General features: G+C 50.8%; 9 tRNA genes and 2 rRNA genes (1 of these 11 only partly in view). All 11 read right to left on the reverse strand.

The window, feature by feature from the left end:
* Positions 1 to 1,220 (reverse strand): 16S ribosomal RNA (locus AC0L8O_RS22130) (it extends 330 nt beyond the left edge of the window).
* A 171-nt stretch (positions 1,221 to 1,391) separates the two neighbouring features.
* Positions 1,392 to 1,467 (reverse strand) — tRNA-Ala (locus AC0L8O_RS22135).
* Positions 1,468 to 1,483: 16 nt separating this feature from the next.
* Positions 1,484 to 1,560, reverse strand: a tRNA-Pro gene (locus AC0L8O_RS22140).
* Between the two features lie 5 nt (positions 1,561 to 1,565).
* Positions 1,566 to 1,642, reverse strand: a tRNA-Arg gene (locus AC0L8O_RS22145).
* 9 nt (positions 1,643 to 1,651) lie between these two features.
* Positions 1,652 to 1,740, reverse strand: a tRNA-Leu gene (locus AC0L8O_RS22150).
* 6 nt (positions 1,741 to 1,746) lie between these two features.
* A tRNA-Gly gene (locus tag AC0L8O_RS22155) sits at positions 1,747 to 1,821 on the reverse strand.
* A gap of 9 nt (positions 1,822 to 1,830) precedes the next feature.
* Positions 1,831 to 1,916: transfer RNA gene (locus AC0L8O_RS22160), tRNA-Leu, on the reverse strand.
* Between the two features lie 12 nt (positions 1,917 to 1,928).
* Positions 1,929 to 2,004 (reverse strand) — tRNA-Lys (locus tag AC0L8O_RS22165).
* A gap of 15 nt (positions 2,005 to 2,019) precedes the next feature.
* A tRNA-Thr gene (locus tag AC0L8O_RS22170) sits at positions 2,020 to 2,095 on the reverse strand.
* Positions 2,096 to 2,121: 26 nt separating this feature from the next.
* Positions 2,122 to 2,197 (reverse strand) — tRNA-Val (locus tag AC0L8O_RS22175).
* 36 nt (positions 2,198 to 2,233) lie between these two features.
* Positions 2,234 to 2,349: ribosomal RNA gene (rrf, locus tag AC0L8O_RS22180) — 5S ribosomal RNA — on the reverse strand.
* Positions 2,350 to 2,500: the final 151 nt, after the last annotated feature.

A 2,500-nucleotide genomic window follows, 5' to 3' on the forward strand; every position in this document is an offset into this window, starting at 1 on the left:
AAGGGGCATGATGATTTGACGTCATCCCCACCTTCCTCCGGTTTGTCACCGGCAGTCACCTTAGAGTGCCCAACTTAATGCTGGCAACTAAGATCAAGGGTTGCGCTCGTTGCGGGACTTAACCCAACATCTCACGACACGAGCTGACGACAACCATGCACCACCTGTCACTTCGTCCCCCGAAGGGGAACCTTCTATCTCTAGAAGTAGCGAAGGATGTCAAGACCTGGTAAGGTTCTTCGCGTTGCTTCGAATTAAACCACATGCTCCACCGCTTGTGCGGGCCCCCGTCAATTCCTTTGAGTTTCAGTCTTGCGACCGTACTCCCCAGGCGGAGTGCTTAATGCGTTTGCTGCAGCACTAAAGGGCGGAAACCCTCTAACACTTAGCACTCATCGTTTACGGCGTGGACTACCAGGGTATCTAATCCTGTTCGCTCCCCACGCTTTCGCGCCTCAGCGTCAGTTACAGACCAGAGAGTCGCCTTCGCCACTGGTGTTCCTCCACATCTCTACGCATTTCACCGCTACACGTGGAATTCCACTCTCCTCTTCTGCACTCAAGTTCCCCAGTTTCCAATGACCCTCCACGGTTGAGCCGTGGGCTTTCACATCAGACTTAAGAAACCGCCTGCGCGCGCTTTACGCCCAATAATTCCGGACAACGCTTGCCACCTACGTATTACCGCGGCTGCTGGCACGTAGTTAGCCGTGGCTTTCTGGTTAGGTACCGTCAAGGTACCAGCAGTTACTCTGGTACTTGTTCTTCCCTAACAACAGAACTTTACGACCCGAAGGCCTTCATCGTTCACGCGGCGTTGCTCCGTCAGACTTTCGTCCATTGCGGAAGATTCCCTACTGCTGCCTCCCGTAGGAGTCTGGGCCGTGTCTCAGTCCCAGTGTGGCCGATCACCCTCTCAGGTCGGCTACGCATCGTTGCCTTGGTGAGCCGTTACCTCACCAACTAGCTAATGCGCCGCGGGTCCATCTGTAAGTGATAGCCGAAACCATCTTTCAATTCCGAACCATGCGGTTCGAAATGTTATCCGGTATTAGCTCCGGTTTCCCGGAGTTATCCCAATCTTACAGGCAGGTTACCCACGTGTTACTCACCCGTCCGCCGCTAATCTTCGGGAGCAAGCTCCCTCAGATTCGCTCGACTTGCATGTATTAGGCACGCCGCCAGCGTTCGTCCTGAGCCAGGATCAAACTCTCCAATAAAGTGTTTGATATAGCTCATAAAAAATTTGTACTATTATAGTACGTTTTTGTTAATCGAAATTAACGTTGGCACGCTTGGTTTTGTTTAGTTTTCAAAGATCATCATCAAATGCAACTTTTATATAATATCATTACTTACAATATTAAGCAAGTATTTTTTAAAAGTTTTTTTGGTGGAGCCTAGCGGGATCGAACCGCTGACCTCCTGCGTGCAAAGCAGGCGCTCTCCCAGCTGAGCTAAGGCCCCAAATATAATGTGGAAATGGTCGGGAAGACAGGATTCGAACCTGCGACCCCTTGGTCCCAAACCAAGTGCTCTACCAAGCTGAGCTACTTCCCGTTTTATGGCGCGCCCGAGAGGAGTCGAACCCCTAACCTTTTGATCCGTAGTCAAACGCTCTATCCAATTGAGCTACGGGCGCTAAATTTCATGGTGCCGAGGACCGGAATCGAACCGGTACGGTAGTCACCTACCGCAGGATTTTAAGTCCTGTGCGTCTGCCAGTTCCGCCACCCCGGCACTTACTGGAGCGGAAGACGGGATTCGAACCCGCGACCCCCACCTTGGCAAGGTGGTGTTCTACCACTGAACTACTTCCGCTAATCTTAATGGTGCGGGTGAAGGGACTTGAACCCCCACGTCACAAGGACACTAGATCCTAAGTCTAGCGCGTCTGCCAATTCCGCCACACCCGCACGGTGTGTAAATGGTGAGCCATGAAGGACTCGAACCTTCGACCCTCTGATTAAAAGTCAGATGCTCTACCAACTGAGCTAATGGCTCATTAATAATAATGAGTGGTGCCGGCGAGAGGACTTGAACCCCCAACCTACTGATTACAAGTCAGTTGCTCTACCAATTGAGCTACACCGGCTTAAATAGTATATATATTGAATATTATGGTGGAGGATGACGGGATCGAACCGCCGACCCCCTGCTTGTAAGGCAGGTGCTCTCCCAGCTGAGCTAATCCTCCGGGTTAGAAATGCTTTAAGCAATTCTATATGTCCTTACTTGGCAACGTCCTACTCTCACAGGGGGAAACCCCCAACTACCATCGGCGCTGAAGAGCTTAACTTCCGTGTTCGGCATGGGAACGGGTGTGACCTCTTCGCCATCATCACCAAATAATATAGTTTACGGCTTCCGATAAACTTCACATTTCTGCGTCATCTCATTCGTCAACATCCTTGCGTATTGAAGTACGCTCCGGTGTCTCCTCAATCGATTCCTTGAACTGTTCGTTTCTCGAAACCCTCTTACTATAAACTTAGATTGA

This window comes from Metabacillus sp. KJ11-3 (genome assembly GCF_055808295.1).